At 67.7% G+C, this 19,653-nt stretch carries 17 protein-coding genes; 15 read left to right on the forward strand and 2 right to left on the reverse strand.

All coding sequences use genetic code 11. From position 1 onward, the window contains the following. Positions 1–5: 5 nt before the first annotated feature. From DS837_RS12175 to DS837_RS12190, 4 genes are all read left to right on the forward strand, one after another. The gene (locus tag DS837_RS12175; protein WP_149164997.1) at positions 6–1,355 is read left to right on the forward strand and encodes a pyruvate dehydrogenase complex dihydrolipoamide acetyltransferase; all 1,350 of its coding nucleotides are present in this window, start codon (positions 6–8) and stop codon (positions 1,353–1,355) included. Between the two features lie 12 nt (positions 1,356–1,367). Next, on the forward strand, positions 1,368–2,765 hold the full coding sequence (lpdA, locus tag DS837_RS12180) for a dihydrolipoyl dehydrogenase (protein WP_109069446.1): 1,398 nt from the start codon (positions 1,368–1,370) through the stop codon (positions 2,763–2,765). Between the two features lie 249 nt (positions 2,766–3,014). Then, the gene (gene lipA, locus DS837_RS12185; RefSeq protein WP_149164998.1) at positions 3,015–3,971 is read left to right on the forward strand and encodes a lipoyl synthase; all 957 of its coding nucleotides are present in this window, start codon (positions 3,015–3,017) and stop codon (positions 3,969–3,971) included. Between the two features lie 29 nt (positions 3,972–4,000). Then, positions 4,001–4,468, forward strand: coding sequence for a type II toxin-antitoxin system RatA family toxin (locus DS837_RS12190; protein ID WP_149164999.1), 468 nt, complete (start codon positions 4,001–4,003; stop codon positions 4,466–4,468). 11 nt (positions 4,469–4,479) lie between these two features. Here DS837_RS12190 and DS837_RS12195 read toward each other — a convergent pair whose 3' ends face one another. Continuing rightward, positions 4,480–4,983, reverse strand: a complete 504-nt coding sequence (locus tag DS837_RS12195; RefSeq protein WP_149165000.1) for a CinA family protein — start codon at positions 4,981–4,983, stop codon at positions 4,480–4,482. 59 nt (positions 4,984–5,042) lie between these two features. Continuing rightward, positions 5,043–6,227, reverse strand: a complete 1,185-nt coding sequence (locus tag DS837_RS12200; protein ID WP_149165001.1) for a bifunctional 2-C-methyl-D-erythritol 4-phosphate cytidylyltransferase/2-C-methyl-D-erythritol 2,4-cyclodiphosphate synthase — start codon at positions 6,225–6,227, stop codon at positions 5,043–5,045. Between the two features lie 183 nt (positions 6,228–6,410). Here DS837_RS12200 and DS837_RS12205 point away from each other — a divergent pair, with 183 nt between their 5' ends. The 11 genes from DS837_RS12205 to hflX all read left to right on the forward strand — a co-directional run bounded on the left by DS837_RS12205 (position 6,411) and on the right by hflX (position 19,555). Beyond that, entirely contained in the window at positions 6,411–7,226 is an 816-nt protein-coding gene (locus DS837_RS12205) for a cytochrome C assembly family protein (protein WP_149165002.1), read from the forward strand. A gap of 124 nt (positions 7,227–7,350) precedes the next feature. Further along, positions 7,351–8,337, forward strand: a complete 987-nt coding sequence (dusB, locus tag DS837_RS12210; protein WP_149165003.1) for a tRNA dihydrouridine synthase DusB — start codon at positions 7,351–7,353, stop codon at positions 8,335–8,337. Then, positions 8,337–9,539: a two-component system sensor histidine kinase NtrB gene (locus DS837_RS12215; protein WP_149165004.1), complete on the forward strand. Its 1,203-nt coding sequence runs from the start codon at positions 8,337–8,339 to the stop codon at positions 9,537–9,539. Before dusB ends, DS837_RS12215 begins: the two co-directional genes overlap by 1 nt. Continuing rightward, positions 9,536–10,981, forward strand: coding sequence for a nitrogen regulation protein NR(I) (gene ntrC, locus DS837_RS12220; protein WP_145623526.1), 1,446 nt, complete (start codon positions 9,536–9,538; stop codon positions 10,979–10,981). Before DS837_RS12215 ends, ntrC begins: the two co-directional genes overlap by 4 nt. Positions 10,982–11,167: 186 nt before the next feature. Beyond that, complete coding sequence (locus tag DS837_RS12225; protein WP_149165005.1) at positions 11,168–13,489, forward strand: sensor histidine kinase NtrY-like; 2,322 nt, start codon at positions 11,168–11,170, stop codon at positions 13,487–13,489. Beyond that, positions 13,479–14,879 carry a nitrogen assimilation response regulator NtrX gene (ntrX, locus tag DS837_RS12230; protein WP_149165006.1) on the forward strand — a complete coding sequence of 467 codons (1,401 nt, stop codon included), beginning with the start codon at positions 13,479–13,481 and terminating at the stop codon, positions 14,877–14,879. The genes DS837_RS12225 and ntrX overlap by 11 nt, the downstream gene beginning before the upstream one ends. A 43-nt stretch (positions 14,880–14,922) precedes the next feature. After that, a complete protein-coding gene (trkA, locus tag DS837_RS12235) occupies positions 14,923–16,299 on the forward strand; it encodes a Trk system potassium transporter TrkA (RefSeq protein WP_149165007.1) in 1,377 nt (458 codons plus the stop codon). Between the two features lie 42 nt (positions 16,300–16,341). Continuing rightward, positions 16,342–17,205 (forward strand): D-amino-acid transaminase, encoded by an 864-nt coding sequence (locus DS837_RS12240; RefSeq protein ID WP_149165008.1) that lies wholly within the window; start codon positions 16,342–16,344, stop codon positions 17,203–17,205. Beyond that, a complete protein-coding gene (locus tag DS837_RS12245; RefSeq protein ID WP_149165009.1) occupies positions 17,202–17,900 on the forward strand; it encodes an HAD family hydrolase in 699 nt (232 codons plus the stop codon). Before DS837_RS12240 ends, DS837_RS12245 begins: the two co-directional genes overlap by 4 nt. A 94-nt stretch (positions 17,901–17,994) precedes the next feature. Continuing rightward, positions 17,995–18,243, forward strand: coding sequence for an RNA chaperone Hfq (gene hfq, locus DS837_RS12250; protein ID WP_035675971.1), 249 nt, complete (start codon positions 17,995–17,997; stop codon positions 18,241–18,243). A gap of 52 nt (positions 18,244–18,295) precedes the next feature. Then, a complete protein-coding gene (hflX, locus tag DS837_RS12255; RefSeq protein ID WP_149165112.1) occupies positions 18,296–19,555 on the forward strand; it encodes a GTPase HflX in 1,260 nt (419 codons plus the stop codon). Positions 19,556–19,653 lie beyond the last annotated feature (98 nt).

Here is a 19,653-nt window from a genome sequence, read left to right on the forward strand (position 1 = left end):
AGCGAATGACCATCCAGATTCTCATGCCCGCCCTCTCTCCGACCATGACCGAGGGCAACCTCGCCAAGTGGCTGAAGAAGGAAGGCGACGCGGTGAAGTCCGGCGACGTGATCGCCGAGATCGAAACCGACAAGGCCACCATGGAAGTGGAGGCGGCCGACGAAGGCCGTCTCGGCAAGATCCTCGTGCAGGCCGGCACGCAGGGCGTCGCGGTGAACACCCCGATCGCCGTGCTGCTGGAAGAGGGCGAGGACGACAGCGCGCTTGCCAAGGCCGCCGCTCCCGCTCCGGCCGCTGCGCCCGCCGCGGCTCCGGCCCCGGCACAGACCCAGGCGGCGTCCGCTCCGGCTCCGGCCGCTGCTCCGGCTCCGCAGGCCGCGGCCGCTCCGGCCCCCGCCGCCCAGGGCGGTGGCCGCGTGTTCGCCAGCCCGCTGGCCCGCCGCCTGGCCGAGCAGGCCGGTCTCGACCTGAAGGCCGTCACGGGCACCGGCCCGAACGGCCGCATCGTCAAGGCCGACATCGAGGCCGCCAAGGCCGGCGGCACCGCCAAGGCAGCCGCTCCGCAGGCCGCTCAGGCTCCCGCCGCGGCACCGGCGGCTGCTCCGGCCGCCGCTGCTCCGGCCCCGAAGGCCGCGGGCATCGACGCCAAGGACCTGTCGGACAAGCTGGGCATGCGCTACAAGGCGCAGCCGAACAGCTCCATGCGCAAGACGATCTCCCGTCGTCTGACCGAGGTGCAGCAGACGGTGCCGGATTACTTCCTGGCCATCGACTGCGAGCTGGACGCGCTGCTGAAGGTCCGCTCCGACCTGAACGCCCGCTCCAAGGACTACAAGCTGTCGGTCAACGACTTCATCATCCGCGCCGCCGCGCTGACGCTGAAGAAGTTCCCGAACATCAACGCCGCTTGGTCGGAGGAGGCCATCCTCCGCTACGACCACGTCGACATCTCGGTCGCCGTGGCCACCCCGACCGGCCTGATCACGCCCATCGTCAAGAAGGCGGAGACCAAGGGGCTGGCCGAGATCTCCAACGAGATGAAGGGTCTGGCGGAGCGCGCCCGCGATGGCAAGCTGAAGCCGGAAGAGTACCAGGGCGGCACCTTCTCGATCTCCAACCTCGGCATGTACGGCATCCGGGAGTTCGCGGCGATCATCAACCCGCCGCAGGCCTGCATCATGGCGGTCGGCGCCGGGGAGCAGCGTCCGGTCGTGAAGAACGGCGCGCTCGCCATCGCCACCGTGATGACCGTCTCGGTCACCGTGGACCACCGCGTCGCCGACGGCGCGCAGGGTGCGGAATTCCTCGCGGCTTTCAAGAAGCTGATCGAGGACCCGCTGAGCATGCTGCTGTAAGGGGCGCGGACCATGGCTGACATGAACTACGATCTCATCGTCATCGGCGGCGGTCCGGGCGGCTATGTGGCGGCGATCCGCGCCGCCCAGCTCGGCCTCAGCACCGCGGTGGTGGAGCGTGAGAACCTCGGCGGCATCTGCCTCAACTGGGGCTGCATCCCGACCAAGGCGCTCCTGCGCTCGGCCGAGGTGCTGCGCAACGCCAAGCACGCCGCGGAGTACGGGCTGGTCATCCAGAACCCGTCCTTCGACCTGGACAAGGTCGTTCAGCGGTCCCGCAAGGTGGCGGGGCAGCTCAACGGCGGCGTCAAGCACCTGCTGAAGAAGAACAAGGTCGCCGTCATCGAGGGCGAGGCCAAGCTGCTCGGCAAGGGGCAGGTGGCCGTGACCAAGGGTGGTGCGGCGGTCGGCACCTTCGGGGCGAAGAACATCATCATCGCCACGGGCGCCCGCGCCCGCACCCTGCCGGGTCTGGAGGACGACGGCAACCTCGTCTGGACCTACCGCAAGGCGATGACCCCGAACACGACGCCGAAGTCGCTGCTGGTCATCGGCTCCGGCGCCATCGGCATCGAGTTCGCCAGCTTCTACAACGAGCTGGGCGCCAAGGTGACGGTGGTCGAGGTGATGGACCGCATCCTGCCGGTCGAGGACGAGGAAATCTCGACCTTCGCCCGCAAGCAGTTCGAAAAGCAGGGCATGCGAATCATCACCAACGGCAAGGCCGGCAACCTGCGCAAGGGGGCCGACAGCGTGACGGTGGCGGTGGAAGCCAACGGCAAGACCGAGGACATCACGGTCGATCGCGTGATCCTCGCCGTCGGCATCGCGCCGAACACGGAGAATCTGGGCCTGGAGAACACCAAGGTCCAGACCGACCGCGGCCACATCAAGACCAACGCCAACTGCCAGACCGACGAGCCGGGCGTCTACGCCATCGGCGACGTGACGGGGGCTCCCTGGCTCGCCCACAAGGCCAGCCACGAGGGCGTCATCGCCGTCGAGCACATCGCCGGCAAGCACCCGCACGCGCTGGACGTCCGCAACATCCCGGGCTGCACCTACTCGCACCCGCAGATCGCGTCGGTCGGTCTGACCGAGAAGAAGGCGAAGGAGGCGGGCTACGAGGTCCGCGTCGGTCGTTTCCCCTTCATCGGCAACGGCAAGGCCATCGCGCTGGGCGAGGCGGACGGCATGGTGAAGACCGTGTTCGATGCCAAGACCGGCGAATTGTTGGGTGCCCACATGGTCGGCGCCGAGGTGACGGAGCTGATCCAGGGCTACACGGTCGCCAAGACCATGGAGACCACCGAACAGGAACTGATGCAGACGGTGTTCCCGCATCCGACCCTGTCGGAGATGATGCACGAGTCGGTTCTTGATGCCTACGGCCGGGCCATCCACTTCTAAGTGGCGAGTCTGATCGACGGTCGTTTCCTCCCTCGCCCTTCCGGGCGGGGGAGCAACGATTCCGACCCCGCCATCAAATTGGCGGTGTTGTTTCGTCGCGGCCGATAATCAGACTTGACCGGTCGGTCATTCCGGCCTATCCGGCGGGACCGTGTCCGCCGGCCTTGCGCCGTCCCTTGCGCCGTCGGCGGCGCGTTACCGTTCAGCATCGGCGCTGCCACCGGGCAGCCCGTGGGAGCACTTCAGACCATGACCGTGGCCGATCACCCCGAGAAGCTTCGCCATCCCGAAAAGGCCCACAAGCCCGACAACCCGATCCAGCGCAAACCGGGCTGGATTCGCGTCAAGGCGCCGACCAGCCAGGAATACAACGAGACGCGCAACCTGATGCGCGGGCTCAAGCTCAACACCGTGTGCGAAGAGGCGGCCTGCCCGAACATCGGGGAGTGCTGGAAGCACAAGCACGCGACCTTCATGATCCTCGGCGCCGTCTGCACCCGCGGCTGCGCCTTCTGCAACGTCGGCACCGGCCGCCCCGACCAGCTCGACCCGCACGAGCCGGACAATGTGGCGGAGGCGGTGGCCCAGCTGAAGCTCAGCCATGTCGTTGTGACCTCGGTGGACCGCGACGATCTGGAGGACGGCGGGGCGGAGCATTTCGCCCGGACCATCCGCGCCATCCGCGCGGCGTCGCCGGACACCACCATCGAGATCCTGACCCCCGATTTCCAGAAGAAGAAGGGTGCGGTGGAGGTGGTGGTCGAGGCGAAGCCCGACGTCTTCAACCACAATCTGGAAACCGCCCCTCGCCTCTACCCGACGATCCGTCCGGGTGCGCGCTATTTCACCTCGCTGCAGCTGCTGGCGCGGGTGAAGGAGCTGGACCCGTCGATGTTCACTAAGTCCGGCGTGATGGTCGGGCTGGGCGAGACGCGCGAGGAGGTCGGGCAGGTGATGGACGATCTGCGCGCCGCCGATGTTGACTTCATGACGATCGGCCAGTACCTCCAGCCGACGCCCAAGCACGCGGCGGTGGACCGGTTCGTGACTCCGGAAGAATTCCAGAGCTACGCAACACTTGGCCGCGGCAAGGGTTTCCTGATGGTGGCCTCGACGCCGCTGACCCGCTCCAGCTATCACGCGGGGGCGGACTTCGCGATGCTGCGCGAGGCTCGCCTCCGCAAGCTCGCGGCAGCGGTGGGCTGAGAGGCGGCCGAAAGAGAAACGGAGCGGGTATGCCGACGCACGCGGAAAAGAAGGTTCTTCCCTACACGCCGGAGCAGATGTACCGGCTGGTCGCCGATGTGGAGAAGTACCCGGAGTTCCTGCCCTGGTGCCTCGCTGCCCGCATCCGCCGCCGCGAAGGCGACGTGATGTTCGCGGACCTCGTCATCGGCTTCAAGATGGTCCGCGAACGCTTCACCTCGCGCGTGGAACTGGACGAGGCGAACCGCCGCATCAATGTCCAGTACACCGAGGGGCCGTTCCAGTACCTGAACAACCACTGGATCTTCACCCCGCACGAGGGCGGTGTCTGCGTGGATTTCTACGTGGACTTCGAGTTCCGCTCGAAGATGCTGCAGAAGATCATGGGCGTGCTGTTCAACGAGGCGGTGCGCCGGATGGTGCAGGCCTTCGAGACCCGCGCCAACCAGCTCTACGGTGCCGGCGCCGCCCGGCCCGCCGCGGCGCGGACCGCCTGAGACCAGCCCCCTCAGCGAATCGCGGTTTCCGGGCGGGCCGTTCGCAGCCGCTCCAGCGCGGTCTGAACGGTCGCCAGCCGCACTGCTTCGCGGTCGCCGGGGAAGGTGTATTCCTTGTGCTTGGCGGTTCCGCGGCGGACGGCCGTGGCGATGTAGACGCGCCCCACCGGCTTTTCCGGCGTTCCGCCGCCGGGACCGGCGACTCCGGTCACCGCCACCGTCACGTCGGCCTTCGACTTGGCCAGGGCGCCCACCGCCATCGCCACCGCCACCTCCGGGCTGACCGCGCCGTGGGCGTAGATCAGGCTGGGCGGCACGCCGAGCATTTCGGACTTGGCGACGTTGGAGTAGGTGACGAAGCCGCGATCCACCACCTTGGACGACCCCGCAATGTCGGTCAGAGCCCCGGCGATGAGGCCGCCCGTGCAGGATTCGGCGGTCGCCAGGGTGTAGCCGGCCAGTTCGTACTCGGCGAGCAGCTTGGCGGCGAGTTCGCGGATGTGATCGGGAAACATGCGGGTCCCTTTCGTCGTGCAAAATCCCCCCTCCCCAGAAGAGAGAGGGTTAAGAACACCTATCCCGGCAGGCGGACCGTCGTCACCGCCTGCGCCGCGATGCCCTCGCCGCGCCCGGTGAAGCCCAGCCGCTCCGTCGTCGTCGCCTTCACGCTGACCCGGTCCACCGGTATGCCCAAAATTTCGGCAACGCGTGCGGTCATCGCCTCGCGGTGCGGGCCAACCTTCGGGCGCTCGCAGATGATCGTCACGTCGACGTGGGCGATCCGCCCGCCGCGCGCCGTCACCAGTTCCGCCGCGTGTTTCAGGAACAGCGCGCTGTCGGCGCCGCGCCATTGCGGGTCGCTGGGCGGGAAATGGCTGCCGATGTCCCCGGCGCAGAGCGCGCCCAGGATGGCATCGGTCAGCGCGTGCAGCCCGACGTCGGCGTCCGAATGGCCGTCCAGCCGGTGCGTGTGCGGAACCCGCACGCCGCAGAGCGTGACGTGATCGCCCTCGGCGAAGCGGTGCACGTCGAAGCCCGAGCCGGTCCGGATGTCGGACAGGGCGGAGTCGAGCGCGCGGGTGGCGCGGGTCAGGTCGTCGGGGGTGGTCACCTTGAAATTCTCCTCCCTGGCGGGCACCAGCGCGACCGGCAGCCCGGCGCGTTCGGCGACCGCCGCGTCGTCAGTCAGCTCCAGCCCGGCGGCGGCGCGGTGCGCGGCCAGAATCTCGGGAAAACGGAAGCCCTGCGGGGTCTGGGCGCGCCACAGGCCGCTGCGGTCCACCGTGCCGGCCACCAGCCCATCCTCGCCGCGCTTCAGCGTGTCGGCGACCGGAACGGCGGCCAGCGCCGCAGGGTGGGTGTCCAGCGCCGCGATCACGGCGTCGATGGTGTCGGAATCGATCAGCGGGCGGGCCGCGTCGTGGATCAGCACGCAGTCCGGGGCCGAGTCGGCCAACGCCTCCAGCCCGTTGCGGACCGAATCCTGGCGGGACGCCCCGCCGGTCACCGGCTCGGGCAGGTCCAGCCCCGCGACCGCCGCATCGTAGAGATCGCGAAACGCGGGATTGATGACCACGCGCACCGCGCTCACCTTGGGATGGCGCCGAAAGGCCTCGACCGTGCGGCGCAGAACGGACTGGCCGGCGAGATCGAGATACTGCTTGGGCCGCTCGGCGCCGAACCGCTGGCCGCTTCCGGCGGCGACGATCAGCGCGATACAGGAAGACGCGTTCAAGGAAGACGCGTTTAAGGAAGACATGGGGCGTTTCCCCGCCGTTTGGGCTATGGTATCCGCGCTTGACGGGCCGTCCGCGTGACGCTTACGTCATGGCGGCCGGACGCAGCGGAGCCTAGCCGCTCACCGGCGTTCCGCCAAGAGCTTCAGAGACTTGATCGCCAGCGACTTTGGGTTTCCGCAGAGGGAAGGGCACGGGTCCGCCGCATGTCGCAGAACATCGTCTACAGCCTGACCGCGCTGATGGCGCTGCTGCCGGCGTCCCTCTACCCCTATCACCGGATCGCGGGGCAGGGGGCGGACGGGCGGTCCGCCTATTTCTGGGGCGCCCTGGCGCTGGGCTTCGCTGGACCGGCGGCCTGGGCGCTGACCCAGGTGGCGGGACGCTGGCACACCGGCCTGTCCACCGCGCTGTGGATCACCATCGCCGCCTGCATGCTGCTGTTCATGGCAATGAGCGCGCTGACCCGATCGGCGTGGCGGCTGTCGCCGCTGCTGCTGCCCTACCTGCTGACCGTCGGCGCCTTCGCGACGCTGGCCCAGCAGGCCCCAGCGCCGGTGCTGCGTGGCGGGGCTCCGGGCATCTGGATCGACCTGCACATCGCCGTTTCGGTCATCACCTACGCGCTGCTGACCATGTCCGCCGTGGCGTCGCTCGCCGCCTTCCTTCAGGAGCGGGCGCTGAAGTCGAAACGGCCGACGCCGCTGACCCGTTTCCTGCCTCCGGTGGCGGAAAGCGAGCGGATGCAGCTCCACCTTCTCGCCGCGTCGGAAGCGGTCCTGGGGGCTGGTCTCGCCACGGGAATGGCGGTGCTCTATTACGAAACCGGCGCGCTGTTGCGCGCCGACCACAAGACGCTGCTGTCGGTTGCCAGCTTCGTCGTCATCGGCGGGTTGCTGCTCGCCCACGCCCGCACCGGCGTGCGCGGGCGGATGGCCGCGCGTCTCGTGCTGATCGCCTATCTGCTGCTGACCCTCGCCTATCCGGGCGTCAAGTTCGTCACCGACGTCCTGCTCGGCTAGCTGCTGCGCATGACGGCCACCGTGGCGCTCGCGGTATGTGCACTTGCAACATGCCGAAACGCTGTGCTACTGTGCACAAATTCTCATCATATCGCAGATGTGCCCATCATGTGGGCAGGTGAACATGGCCATTCAGATCGGCACCATCTCGCTTGAGGGTCCGGTGATCCTCGCCCCTATGTCCGGCGTCACCGACCTGCCGTTCCGGCGGCTGGTGAAGCAGTCGGGCTGCGGACTGGTCGTGTCCGAGATGGTCGCGAGCCAAGCGATGATCCGCGAGAACCGGCAGACGCTGCGCATGGTCGAGTGCGAGCCGGAGCAGTTCCCCATGGCGGTCCAACTCGCCGGCTGCGAGCCTGACGTGATGGCCGAGGCGGCGAAGCTGAACGAGGACCGCGGGGCGGCCGTCATCGACATCAATTTCGGCTGCCCGGTGAAGAAGGTGGTCAACGGCCACGCCGGCTCCTCCCTGATGCGCGACGAGGTGCTCGCCGCCCGCATCCTGGAGGCCACGGCAAAGGCGGTCTCGATCCCGGTGACGCTGAAGATGCGCAAGGGGTGGGACGACAGCAGCCTCAACGCGCCCCGTCTGGCGCGCATCGCCGAGGAGTGCGGGATCAAGCTGGTCACCGTCCACGGCCGCACCCGCGAGCAGTTCTACAACGGCACCGCCGACTGGTCCTTCGTCCGCTCCGTGAAGGAGGCGGTGTCGATCCCGGTGGTGGTCAACGGCGACATCACCTCCTTCGACGCCGTGGACCGGGCGCTCGCCGAGTCCGGTGCTGACGGGGTGATGATCGGGCGCGGCGCCTACGGGCGGCCGTGGTTCCCCGCCCAGGTGATGCATTACATCCGCACCGGCGAGCGGTTGCCTGACCCGCCGCTCCACGAGCAGCTCGACACGCTGCTGGAGCATTACGACGCCATGCTGACCCATTACGGCGTCGAGGGCGGGCTGCGTGTCGCCCGCAAGCACATCTCCTGGTACTCCACGGGCCTGCGCGACTCCGCCGAATTCCGGTCGGAGGTCAACCGCATGTCCGATCCCGAACGAGTGCGCGGCTTCATCCGCGACTTCTACGCCCCGGCGATCGAAAGGATGGCTGCCTGATGGCCCGTGCATCTGCCGCTGCTCCATTGCCCCGCCGCCAAGCGCGGCCCCGTGCGCCCTCCGGTTCCTATCGCCCCGTCCGCCCCTGCATCGATCCGTCCGTCATGCTGAACGCTCTTCCGGACCCCGTTCTGGTCGTCGATGGCGCCGGCGACATCCGCTACGTGAATCTGGAGGCGCAGGAGTTCTTCGGCCTGTCCGCCGCCATGATGGAAGGCATGCCTCTGGCGGAGCTTTTGCCGCCCAACAGCCCGGTCAGCCAGCTGATCGAGCAGGTTCAGCAGGGCCGCCACCGCGCCTCCCAGGAAGGGGTCGTCATCGACACGCCGCGCATCGGCCCGCACCACGTCACCGTGCGGGTGACCGCCCTGGGCGAGCCCGCCGACCATGTGCTGCTGACGGTCAACGAGCGCACGCTGGCCCGCAAGATCGACAACTCCCTGACCCACCGCAACGCCGCCCGCTCGGTCACCGCCATGGCGTCGATGCTCGGGCACGAGGTCAAGAACCCGCTGTCGGGCATCCGTGGCGCCGCCCAGTTGCTGGAGGAGAACTGCAGCGAGTCCGACCGCGTGCTGACCCGGCTGATCTGCGACGAGGCCGACCGCATCGTCGCCCTGGTCAACCGGATGGAGGTTTTCTCCGACCAGCGCCCGCTGGAGCGCGACGCGGTGAACATCCACACCGTTCTGGAGCATGTCCGCAAGGTCGCCCAGAGCGGCTTCGCCCGGAACATCCGCTTCGTCGAGCGCTACGACCCGTCGCTGCCTCCGGTTTATGGCAACCGCGACCAGCTCATCCAGATTTTCCTCAACCTGATTAAAAATGCGGCAGAAGCTGCACCGGAATCGGGCGGCGAGATCATTCTCAGCACATCTTATCAGCACGGCGTCCGCATGGCCTTGCCCGGAGGCGACACCCGGCTGCACCTGCCGTTGCTGGTGTCCGTTCAGGATAATGGGGACGGCATACCCGACGACCTGCGCTCCAACCTGTTCGATGCCTTCATCACGACGAAGGTCAATGGGACTGGCCTAGGGCTTGCATTGGTAGCCAAAATCGTCGGCGACCACGGCGGCGTCATCGAATTTGACAGCCAGCCCCGCCGCACCGTCTTCAAGGTCTCGCTACCCATGTTCGATGAAGCGCAGATGAGCGGCGATCCTGCACCGGCCAGAGGCATCCGAGGGGCCATCGGATGAGTGCAGCCACGATCCTGGTTGCGGACGACGACCGCGCCATCCGCACCGTTTTGACCCAGGCGCTCGCCCGCCTCGGGCACGAGGTGCGCACCACCGGCAACGCCTCCACGCTTTGGCGCTGGGTGGCGGACGGGCAGGGCGACCTGATCATCACCGACGTGGTGATGCCCGACGAGAACGGGCTGGATCTGATTCCGCGGATCAAGAAGATCCGGCCCGACCTGCGCATCATCGTGATGAGCGCGCAGAACACGCTGATCACCGCCGTGAAGGCGGCGGAGCGCGGCGCCTTCGAATATCTGCCCAAGCCCTTCGACCTGAAGGAGCTGGTCTCGGTCGTCGAGCGGGCGCTGAACTCCAACACACCGCCGGCGGCTCTTCCCGCCGACGCTGGCGAGGCGGACGAGCAGCTTCCCCTGATCGGCCGTTCGCCGGCCATGCAGGAGATCTACCGCGTCCTTGCCCGTTTGATGGGCACCGACCTGACGGTGACGATCACCGGCGAGTCGGGCACCGGCAAGGAGCTGGTGGCCCGTGCGCTTCACGATTACGGCAAGCGGCGCAACGGCCCCTTCGTCGCGATCAACATGGCGGCCATCCCGCGAGAACTGATCGAGTCCGAGCTGTTCGGCCACGAGAAGGGCGCCTTCACCGGAGCCACCAACCGGTCGACCGGCCGGTTCGAGCAGGCGCAGGGCGGCACCCTGTTCCTCGACGAGATCGGCGACATGCCGCTGGAAGCGCAGACCCGCCTGCTGCGCGTGCTGCAGGAGGGTGAGTACACCACCGTCGGCGGACGTACACCGATCAAGACGGACGTACGCATCGTCGCCGCGACCCACCGCGACCTGCGCACCCTGATCCGCCAGGGGCTGTTCCGCGAGGACCTGTTCTACCGCCTGTGCGTCGTCCCCATCCGTCTGCCGCCGCTGCGCGAGCGTACGGAGGACGTGCCGCTTCTGGTCCGCCACTTCCTGAACCAGTGCTCGGCCCAAGGGCTGCCGGTGAAGAGCATCGACCAGCCCGCCATGGACCGGCTGAAGCGCTACCGCTGGCCGGGCAACGTGCGCGAGTTGGAGAACCTCGTCCGCCGCCTCGCCGCGCTCTATTCGCAGGAGGTCATTGGGCTGGACGTGGTGGAGGCGGAGCTTGCCGACACCACGCCCGCTGCCCAGCCGGTGGAGGAGCCGCAGGGCGAGGGGCTGTCCGCCGCCGTGGAACGGCATCTGAAGGACTATTTCGCCGCGCACAAGGACGGCATGCCGTCGAACGGCCTGTACGACCGGGTGCTGCGCGAGGTGGAGCGGCCGCTGATCGCGCTCAGCCTCTCGGCGACGCGGGGCAACCAGATCAAGGCGGCGCAACTGCTCGGCCTCAACCGCAACACGCTGCGCAAGAAGATCCGCGACCTCGACATCCAAGTGGTGCGCGGGTTGAAATGATCCGACGCCCGGCGGTTCGGCCGGGCGTCGCCGCAATCCCACAGCGTGGTGTTTTTGCGACAGGCTTCCGGTGCCTCTGCCATTCGCAATGCTCCTTAGGGACTGTGCGAAAGGCAGAGGGGTTGCCGCTTGGCAGGACGGCAACAGCTCGTGTATCATTCTGGCAACAGACTGGTTGCCGGATTGATGTCGCCCACACCTCCTGAAACCGCCACGCCGCTTTGGCAACAGTTCCTTCGCTGGGCAACCCGGGTCGGGTTGGCGAAGCGGCTTGCCTTTGCGCTGTCGTTGGCCGCTCTGGTGGCGGGCTTCGCGACCTACACGGCGCTGACGGAGAGCGCGCCCTTCGGGGAAACCAACCCGCGCACCGTCACGTGGCTGCTGACCCTCGATCTGGCGCTCCTGCTTCTTCTCGGCGTGCTGATCGCGCGGCGCATCGTCTATCTGTGGATCGGACGGCGCCGCGGTCTGGCCGGGTCGCAGATGCATGTGCGTCTGGTCGCGGTGTTCAGTCTTCTCGCCGTCGCCCCGGCCATCATCATGGCCATCTTCTCCACGGTCTTCTTCTATGTCGGCGTGCAGTCCTGGTTCAGCGAGCGGGTGCGCACGGCGGTGAACGAATCGCTGGCGGTCGCCAGCGCCTATCTCCACGAGCACCAGCAGAACATCCGCGCCGACGCGCTCGCCATGGCGAACGACCTGAACCAGGAGGCGGCGCGTCTCGCCAGCGACCCGGAGCGGTTCGAGCAGGTGGTCGCCACCCAGGCGATGCTGCGCGCCCTGTCGGAGGCCATCGTCTTCAACGGGACGACCGGCGCCATCGTCGCGCGCTCCGGCTACACCTTTGCGCTCGAGTTCGACCCGATCCCCGATGACAAGCTCGCCACTGCCCGCCGCGGCGAGGTGGCGATGATCGTCAGCGAGAACGACGACCGCGTGCGCGCCCTGGTCCGGCTCGACCGCTTCGCCGACACCTATCTCTATGTCGGCCGCATGGTCGAGCCGCGCGTGCTCTCCCACATGGCCTCTGCGGAAGGGGCGGTGCGGGAATTCGGAGCGCTGGAAAGCCAGCGCGGCAGCCTGCAGATCACCTTCACCCTGATCTTCCTCGTGGTCGCCCTGCTGTTGCTGCTGGCGGCGGTATGGGCGGGGCTGATCTTCGCGACGCGGCTGGCGCGGCCGATCAGCGCCCTGATCGGTGCCGCGGAGCGGGTGCGCGCCGGCGATCTGACCGTGCGGGTGACCGAGCCGCCTGCCGAGGACGAGCTTGGCCTGCTGTCGCGCGCCTTCAACCGCATGACGACGGAGATCGAAAGCCAGCGGCACGAGCTTCTCTCGGCCAACCGCCTGATCGACGAGCGCCGCCGCTTTACGGAAACGGTGCTGGGCGGCGTGTCGGCAGGCGTCATCGGGTTGAACGCCGAAGGGCGCATCACCCTGCCCAACTTCTCGGCCGCGCGCCTTCTCGGCGTCGAGGACGCGGAAAGCCTGATCGGGATGAAGCTGGCCGAACTGTCGCCGGAGATGGGGGAGCTTCTGGACCACGCTCCGGGCCGACCCGGCCGGGTGGTGCAGGACCAGATCCAGATCCGCCGTCCCGGCACGACGCCGCTGACCCTGCTCGTCCGCATCTCCACCGAAGGGCGGGGCAGCGGGGAAATCCGCGGCTATGTCGTCACCTTCGACGACATCACCGAACTGGTCTCCGCCCAGCGCAAGGCCGCCTGGGCCGATGTCGCCCGCCGCATCGCCCACGAGATCAAGAACCCGCTGACGCCGATCCAGCTCTCCGCCGAACGGCTGCGCCGCAAGTACCTGAAGGAGATCACCAGCGACACCGAAGTCTTCACCATGTGCACGGACACGATCGTCCGTCAGGTGGATGACATCCGGCGCATGGTGGACGAGTTCTCGGCCTTCGCGCGCATGCCGCAGCCGGTGATGAAGCCCTGCAATCTCAACGACCTCGTCCGGCAGGCGGTGTTCCTGCAATCCAGCGCGCACGCCGGGAAGATCAAGTTCGACATGGGGCTTCCCCAGGGGCCGCTGACCGTGCCCTGCGACAGCCGGCAGATCAGCCAGGCGCTGACCAACCTGCTGCAGAACGCCGCGGACGCCATCGAAGGGCGCCCGCCGCCTGCCGAGGGTATGGAACTGCCGCCCGGCCACGTGTCCATCCGGGTCGAGGCCGATGCCGAGCGCATCGCCGTGATCGTCGAGGACAATGGCAAGGGTCTGCCGACCGAGGAGCGCGACCGGCTGACCGAGCCCTACGTGACGACGCGCGCCAAAGGCACGGGACTGGGGCTGGCAATCGTCAAGAAGATCATGGAGGACCACGGCGGCGTGCTGACCCTGGAGGACCGCGAAGGCGGCGGGGCGCGCGTCGGTCTGGTCATCCCCAACACGTCCACCAGCTCCGGCACGGCCGCGGGCGACGCCTCCGGCGGCGTTGGCACGCCGGCGGAGACCGGTGAAGAGAAGAGGCACGCAGCCCATGGCGCATGACATTCTGATCGTCGATGACGAAGCGGACATCCGGATGCTGATCGCCGGCATCCTGAACGACGAAGGCATGAAGACGCGCGAGGCCGCCGACGCCGACCAGGCGTTCGCCCAGGTTTCCGCTCGCCGACCGAGCCTCGTGGTTTTGGACATCTGGCTCCAAGGCAGCCGGCTCGACGGGCTTCAGATTCTCGAACAGCTCATGCGCGATCACCGGAATCTGCCGATCATCATGATCTCCGGCCACGGCAACATCGAGACCGCCGTTTCGGCGATCAAGATCGGCGCCTACGACTTCATCGAGAAGCCCTTCAAGGCCGACCGGCTGCTGCTGATGGTGGATCGTGCCATCGAGGCGGCCCGGCTGAAGCGCGAGAACGAGGAGCTGAAGCTGCGGGCCGGCGGCGAGGTGGAACTGATCGGCCGGTCCACCGCCGTCAACCACGTCCGCCAGAGCATCGAGAAGGTGTCGCCTACCGGCAGCCGCGTCCTCGTGACCGGCCCCGCCGGCTCTGGCAAGGAGGTGGTGGCCCGGTTGATCCACGCGCGGTCGCGCCGGGCCGGCGGTCCCTTCGTCGGGCTGAACTGCGCCACCATGCGTCCCGACCGGCTGGAGATGGAGCTGTTTGGAACGGAAGCCGGGGTGGACGGCGGCGGGCGCAAGATCGGCACTTTCGAGCAGGCGCACGGCGGCACGCTGCTGCTCGACGAGGTCGCGGACATGCCGTTGGAAACCCAGGGCAAGATCGTCCGCGCCCTGCAGGAGCAGGTGTTCGAGCGGGTCGGCGGCGGCCAGCGGGTCGAGGTGGACGTGCGAGTCGTCGCGACCTCCAACCGCGACCTCCAGGCGGAGATCGACCAGGGCCGCTTCCGCCAGGACCTGTTCTACCGCCTCGCCGTCGTGCCGATCCGCGTGCCCTCGCTGGCCGAGCGGCGCGAGGACATCCCGCTGCTGGCCCGCCATTTCATGCAACGCTCCGCCGAAGCCGCCGGCCTGCCGGCCCGCGACTTCGGCGAAGACGCCATGGCCGCGCTTCAGGCCTACGACTGGCCGGGCAACGTGCGGCAGCTGCGCAACGTCGTGGATTGGCTGCTCATCATGGCGCAGGGCGACCCCAAGGAGCCGATCCGCGCCGACCAGCTTCCGCCGGAGATCGGCGCCATCACCCCCACGGTCCTGAAATGGGACAAGGGTGGCGAGATCATGGGCCTGCCGCTCCGCGAGGCGCGCGAGGTGTTCGAGCGCGAGTATTTGCTGGCCCAGGTGACGCGCTTCGGCGGCAACATCTCCCGCACCGCCTCATTCGTGGGGATGGAGCGCTCCGCCCTGCACCGCAAGCTGAAATCGCTCGGCGTGCACGGCAGCGAGAAGGGCAAGCTGTTCGTGGAATGAGCGCGTCGGCGACGCCGGCAGGGCAGGGAAGGGTGCAAAGGCCGTGAAGGTCATCGTATGCGGAGCCGGGCAGGTCGGCTCGAACATCGCGCGCTATTTGGCGTCCGAGGGCAACAACGTCACGGTGATCGACCATTCGCCGGAGCTCATCCAGCGGATCAGCGACACGCTCGACGTGCAGGCGATGGTCGGCCACGCCTCGCACCCCGACGTTCTGGAGGCGGCGGGGGCGGGCGAGACCGACATGATCATCGCGGTCACCCAGATCGACGAGATCAACATGGTCGCCTGCGAGGTCGCGCACGCCCTGTTCAAGGTGCCGACCAAAATCGCCCGCGTCCGCAACCAGAGCTATCTGAAGCCGATCTGGGCGGACCTGTTCAGCCGCGATCACATGCCGATCGACGTCATCATCTCGCCGGAGATCGCGGTGGCGCGCGCCATCGCCCGCCGGCTCCAGGTGCCGGGCGCCTTCGACATGATCCCGCTGGCGGACGGCAAGGTCCGCGTCGTCGGCGTGCTGTGCACGGAGACCTGTCCGGTGCTGCACACGCCGCTGCGCCAGTTGACCGGCCTGTTCCCCGATCTCGGGCTGGAGGTGGTGGCGATCATCCGCAACGACCGGTCCTTCATCCCCGGCGGCGACGACCAGATGCTGCCTGGCGACGAGGTCTATTTCGCCTGCGACAACCGCCACCTGAACCGCGCCATGGCCGCCTTCGGCCACGAGGAGGTGGAGGCCCGCCGTATCATCATCCTGGGCGGCGGCAACATCGGGCTGTGCCTGGCGGAGGAACTGGAGGCCAAGTACCCCCAGGTCAGCGCCCGCATCATCGAGATGAACCGCAGCCGCGCCCAGTATGTGGCGCAGCGCCTGTCGCGCACCATGGTGCTGCATGGCGACGGGCTGGACCCGGAGATCCTGGAGGAGGCCAACGTCCGGGCCACCGAAACGGTGGTCGCCGTGACCAACGACGACGAGGGCAACATCCTGTCCTCGCTGCTCGCCAAGCGGCATGGGGCGAAGCGCGCCATCACGCTGATCAACAAGGCGTCCTACACCTCGCTGGTGTCGCCGCTGGGAATCGACGCGGTGGTCAGCCCGCGCGCCATCACCGTATCGAACATTCTCCAGCACGTCCGGCGCGGCCGTATCCGCGCGGTGCACAGCCTGCGCGACGGCTTCGCCGAAGTGATCGAGGCGGAGGCGCTGGAGACCTCCGCGGTGGTGAACACGCCGCTGCGGGAGGTGAAGCTGCCCTCCGGAGTCATCGTCGGCGCGATCGTGCGCGGCGACGAGGTCATCATCCCGCGCCCGGCCACGGTGATCCGCCCGAAGGACCGCGTCATCATCCTCGCCACCGCCGGTCAGGTGAAAAAGGTGGAGAAGATGTTCGCCGTCCGGCTTGAATTTTTCTAAGCGCCTCCCGTATCGTTTATTTTACCAACAAAAAGAATCTCCATGGCTCGATGGGCATACGTCAATGGCCGTTACCTGCCGCACCGGCAGGCCGCGGTCCATGTGGAAGACCGCGGCTTCCAGTTCGCCGATGGCGTCTATGAGGTGGTCACCCTCCTCGACGGGCGCTTCGCGGACCTGGACGGCCATATGGAACGTCTGGGCCGCAGCCTGTCGGAACTGCGCATGGATTGGCCGGCGGCGCCCCGCGTCGTCACGATGATCGCCCGCGAATTGGTGCGGCGGAACGGCGTCCGCAACGGCTCGCTGTACATCCAGGTTACCCGCGGCGTCGCGCCGCGCGACTTCAAGTTCCCGGCGGACATCCCCGCGACCCTGGTGATGACCGTCAAGCGGGTCACCGCCTTCGCCAAGCCGGAGCAACTCGAACAGGGTGTGGCCGTGGTGACGGTGCCCGACATCCGTTGGGGCCGGCGCGACATCAAGACGGTCGGCCTCCTCGCGCCCGTGCTGGCCAAGCAGCAGGCCGCCGAATCGGGCGCCTACGAGGCGTGGCTGATCGACCCGGACGGTACCGTGACGGAAGGGTCCTCCTCCAACGCCTGGATCGTCACGCAGGACGGTGTGCTGGTGACCCGCGCCCCCTCGCAGAAGATCCTGAACGGCATCACCCGCCTGTCGCTCCTGCGGCTGGCCGGCGAGCGGGGCATCCCGGTGGAGGAGCGCAGCTTCACCGTGGAGGAGGCGCTCGCCGCCCGCGAGGCCTTCGTGTCCTCCGCCGGCACCTTCGCGCTGCCGGTGACCCGCATCGACGGGAAGCCGGTGGGCGAGGGCAGGCCGGGGCCGGTCACCCAGACGCTGCGTCAGGCCTATTTGGATTATGTGGCCGCCGGTGTGCCGTCATGAGCGACGCCACCGCCGTCATCGACCGTCTGCCGGTCCTGCCGCGCGCCGTCCTCTACGACTGGGACAACACACTGGTCGATAATTGGGGCACCGTGCGCGCCGCGCTGAACCATGCGCTGCTCACCTTCGGCCATCCGGCCTGGACGGAGGAAGAGGCACGTGAGCGCATCAAGCAGTCGCTGCGCGACAGCTTCCCCCGCATCTTCGGGGAACGCTGGACCGACGCGCGCGACCTGTTCTACGCCTATTTCGAGGCGCATCACCTGGAGCATCTCCGGCCCTTGCCGGGTGCCGAATCCCTGCTGCGCGGCTTCGCCGAACGCGGAATCTATCAGGCGGTGGTGTCGAACAAGACCGGCCGCTTCCTGCGGGCGGAGGCCGACGCGCTGGGCTGGACCGGCTATTTCGGCCGTCTGGTCGGCGCCCAGGACGCCGAATTCGACAAGCCGCACGGCGCACCGGTGCTGATGGCGCTGGAACCGGCGAACATTCCGCCGGGCCCGGACGTCTGGTTCGTGGGGGACGCCGACATCGACATGGAATGTGCCCATGGCGCAGGAATGGTCCCGGTGCTAATAGGGGCGGGCGAGGGCAGCGGCTTCACCCGCTTTCCTCCGGCCCATCGGTACGACACGTGCCATGCATTGTGCGGGTTGGTGGGCGGCGGTGGTGACACCATATCGGATGACCAGTAGTCGAGACGGTTGCGACCAACCATACCTTATCGCTGCAGGGGGCGGGCTTCTAACAAGGAGCCCCAAAAAACACTGAAGAAGGGGGCGACATAAAATGTCTGAAAAAAGCCAAAATGTGCAGGACGTGTTCCTCAACCACGTCCGCAAGAACAAGACTCCCGTAACCGTGTTCCTCGTGAACGGTGTTAAACTTCAGGGAATCATCACCTGGTTCGACAACTTCTCGGTACTGCTGCGGCGCGACGCGCATTCGCAGCTCGTCTACAAGCACGCCATCTCCACCGTGATGCCCGCGCATCCGATCCAACTTTTTGAGCCGCCCAAGGAAGGTGAAAACGTCTGATCTTTCGACCAATGGCAACGGCCGGACGCCTGATGCCTCCGGCCGCGCCATCGTGGTCCACCCCGTTCTCCGCAATGAGGCGGACGGGGTCCTGCGCCATCCCGAATCCTGCCTGGACGAGGCGGTGGGCCTTGCCCGCGCCATCGATCTGGAGGTCGTGCACGCCGAATGCGCGCGGGTCAACCGCCCGCAGCCTTCGATCCTTCTCGGGTCGGGGACGGTGGAGCATTTCGCCCAGATCGTGGAGGAGACGGAGGCATCCCTCGTCATCCTCGACCACGCGCTGTCGCCGGTGCAGCAGCGCAATCTGGAAAAGGCCCTCAAGGTCAAGGTCATCGACCGCACCGGTCTGATCCTGGAGATCTTCGGTGCCCGCGCCCGCACGCGCGAAGGCATGCTCCAGGTCGAGCTGGCCGCCCTGACCTACCAGAAATCGCGCCTCGTCCGCTCCTGGACCCACCTGGAACGCCAGCGCGGCGGCTTCGGCTTCCTCGGCGGTCCCGGCGAATCCCAGCTTGAGATGGACCGCCGGCTGATCGGCGACCGCATCGTCAAGATCAAGAAGGAACTGGAGGAGGTCCGCCGCACCCGTGGCCTGCACCGCAAGGCGCGCGCCAAGGTGCCGTACCCGGTGGTGGCGCTGGTCGGCTACACCAACGCCGGCAAGTCGACGCTGTTCAACCGGCTGGCCAACGCCGACGTCTTCGCCAAAGACCTGCTGTTCGCCACGCTGGACCCGACGATGCGTCAGGTGACCCTGCCGTCCGGGCGCAAGGTGATCCTGTCGGACACGGTGGGTTTCATCTCCGACCTGCCGCACGGCCTGGTCGCCGCCTTCCGCGCCACGCTGGAGGAGGTCGACGCCGCCGACATCATCCTGCATGTCCGCGACGTGTCCCACCAGGACAGCGAGGCCCAGAAGGCCGACGTGCACGAGGTCATGAGCGACATGGGCATCGACCCGGAGGCTGACGACCGCGTGATCGAGGTGCTGAACAAGATCGACGCGCTGGACGAGGAGTCCCGCGAGGCGATCCTGGCCCAGACCGCCCGCAACCCCCGTGCCGTCGCGGTGTCCGCCCTGTCGGGGGCGGGGATCGCCGATCTGGACCGGTTGCTCGACCAGCGGATGAACGCCCACCGCCATGTGGTGGACCTGTCTGTCGAACTGGGGGATGGGGCCGCGCTCGCGTGGCTCTATGAAAAAGGTGAGGTGCTGGAACGGCGGGACGACGAGGCCCAGGCCCACATCCAGGTGGCCATCGACCCGGCGGATCTGGCCCGTTTCGAGAAACGGTTCGTGCACGGCTGATCTTTCGCCATACAGGGATCGGGCGCGTCATAATTCGTTCGTGCACGTGCGACGACATGACGCGCCCGATTTCAGCCCCGTCCTACGACGTCCGAGGT

It is taken from the genome of Azospirillum brasilense (assembly GCF_008365405.1).
Taxonomy (GTDB): Bacteria; Pseudomonadota; Alphaproteobacteria; order Azospirillales; family Azospirillaceae; genus Azospirillum; species Azospirillum brasilense_D.

Coding starts and splice junctions, on each gene's coding strand:
- DS837_RS12215 (WP_149165004.1), top strand. CDS start 8,337: ATGGCCCGTGCATCTGCCGCTGCTCCATTGCCCCGCCGCCAAGCGCGG.
- dusB (WP_149165003.1), top strand. CDS start 7,351: ATGGCCATTCAGATCGGCACCATCTCGCTTGAGGGTCCGGTGATCCTC.
- ntrX (WP_149165006.1), top strand. CDS start 13,479: ATGGCGCATGACATTCTGATCGTCGATGACGAAGCGGACATCCGGATG.
- lipA (WP_149164998.1), top strand. CDS start 3,015: ATGACCGTGGCCGATCACCCCGAGAAGCTTCGCCATCCCGAAAAGGCC.
- lpdA (WP_109069446.1), top strand. CDS start 1,368: ATGGCTGACATGAACTACGATCTCATCGTCATCGGCGGCGGTCCGGGC.
- DS837_RS12225 (WP_149165005.1), top strand. CDS start 11,168: ATGTCGCCCACACCTCCTGAAACCGCCACGCCGCTTTGGCAACAGTTC.
- DS837_RS12240 (WP_149165008.1), top strand. CDS start 16,342: ATGGCTCGATGGGCATACGTCAATGGCCGTTACCTGCCGCACCGGCAG.
- DS837_RS12200 (WP_149165001.1), bottom strand. CDS start 6,227: ATGTCTTCCTTAAACGCGTCTTCCTTGAACGCGTCTTCCTGTATCGCG.
- DS837_RS12190 (WP_149164999.1), top strand. CDS start 4,001: ATGCCGACGCACGCGGAAAAGAAGGTTCTTCCCTACACGCCGGAGCAG.
- DS837_RS12195 (WP_149165000.1), bottom strand. CDS start 4,983: ATGTTTCCCGATCACATCCGCGAACTCGCCGCCAAGCTGCTCGCCGAG.
- hfq (WP_035675971.1), top strand. CDS start 17,995: ATGTCTGAAAAAAGCCAAAATGTGCAGGACGTGTTCCTCAACCACGTC.
- ntrC (WP_145623526.1), top strand. CDS start 9,536: ATGAGTGCAGCCACGATCCTGGTTGCGGACGACGACCGCGCCATCCGC.
- DS837_RS12175 (WP_149164997.1), top strand. CDS start 6: ATGACCATCCAGATTCTCATGCCCGCCCTCTCTCCGACCATGACCGAG.
- DS837_RS12245 (WP_149165009.1), top strand. CDS start 17,202: ATGAGCGACGCCACCGCCGTCATCGACCGTCTGCCGGTCCTGCCGCGC.
- DS837_RS12205 (WP_149165002.1), top strand. CDS start 6,411: ATGTCGCAGAACATCGTCTACAGCCTGACCGCGCTGATGGCGCTGCTG.